Origin of the sequence: Shewanella sp. SG41-4, assembly GCF_014164505.1 — a bacterium.
Taxonomy (GTDB): Bacteria; Pseudomonadota; Gammaproteobacteria; order Enterobacterales; family Shewanellaceae; genus Shewanella.
Window position 1 is genome coordinate 1 of sequence record NZ_JACJFI010000632.1, and the last position, 1,206, is coordinate 1,206.

Here is a 1,206-nt window from a genome sequence, read left to right on the forward strand (position 1 = left end):
TGTAGTTGACAATGTTAATGCACCTTTTTTGTAAATCTTCATCAAACTTAGCCTCTGCAACATTGTCAACTACAAGCTAGCAGGAGATGTAGGCTCATTAATTCACTACTTTTACCCTAAAACAGGAAATAATCCAAAATTTGTTAAGTTTTATGAAAAAAAACAGATTAAAGATGCTAGAAGACATGCTGAAAAAGGGGCTGTTGATAGCGTGTCTGTCGTCGACACTAACGAGCTACCTAATCCAGCAAGCGACAGCAAGCATGCCGGATTTAATATTGTTGAGCAACGCTCAATTCTAACTCATGTTAAGTTTTCTAAAGAGGATCGACCCGTAAGCTTTGAATGTATATTTGGTCGTGAAAAAGAGTCAAATGAATGGTTTATTTTAAATGCGATGTAGACTTTAGATAATAAAAACAAACTAAAACGACTAACATTTATTAGTCGTTTTTATATTTTTAAATACAAAATTACAGTGATTTTTTATGCCTTGGTTAGCAAAGAAGCACCGGAAATTTAACAACACTTCCTCTTTATCAGACAAATTGGCACAACAGCATAAGGTCTTTGTAACATCAAATAGAATTGTGTGGCCCTTATCTAACTACACTTGGGCGCTATTTGTGATTTGCTTAGTTGGTATCCCATTGGGGTTATTTGCATTGGATTATTATCAATATGTGTTGGAGGCGACGTTTACTGCATTAGCCATCATTCTCGTTAGCCATTTTATGCTTCATTTTATTCTTTATTTTAAGAAAGGTTTGAAAGCAACCTTAACAAAAGAAGCCATTGAATTACCGACAGCATTAATGGGGCTGCATTCGACGGGATATGTTCCATTTAGTCGCGTTGAAGAAATTCGTATCCAACGTTTTTATCATATTTACCGCTATGTTAAACCCGGCGCTATTTTTAACTCGCCAGCCAAAGGCGAGATATACACCCATGCGCGTCTAATATTAAACAATGGCGAAGTGGTTAATTTATCTCGGGTAAACGTAATAGCATTACCTGAAATTATCGAGTACATACAAGAGCGTATTCTCCAAAAATCAGTTACCATTATCCAATGCCTCTGACCTTTTTAGGTGGGATGTTTCTGTTATATATCGTATTGCTTACCTCACAGATTATGATGACTTAAGTGTTTGACTGGGCAAAACCTCAGCTTAGTATTTTTACGCCAGAACCGCTAGTTTG

General features: G+C 36.3%; 2 protein-coding genes. Both read left to right on the forward strand.

Annotated features, from left to right (window positions below; genetic code table 11):
* The first annotated feature begins 211 nt into the window (after positions 1-211).
* Complete coding sequence (locus H5202_RS22840) at positions 212-403, forward strand: hypothetical protein (RefSeq protein ID WP_182774031.1); 192 nt, start codon at positions 212-214, stop codon at positions 401-403.
* 223 nt (positions 404-626) lie between these two features.
* Positions 627-1,085 carry a hypothetical protein gene (locus H5202_RS22845; protein ID WP_182774032.1) on the forward strand — a complete coding sequence of 153 codons (459 nt, stop codon included), beginning with the start codon at positions 627-629 and terminating at the stop codon, positions 1,083-1,085.
* Positions 1,086-1,206: the final 121 nt, after the last annotated feature.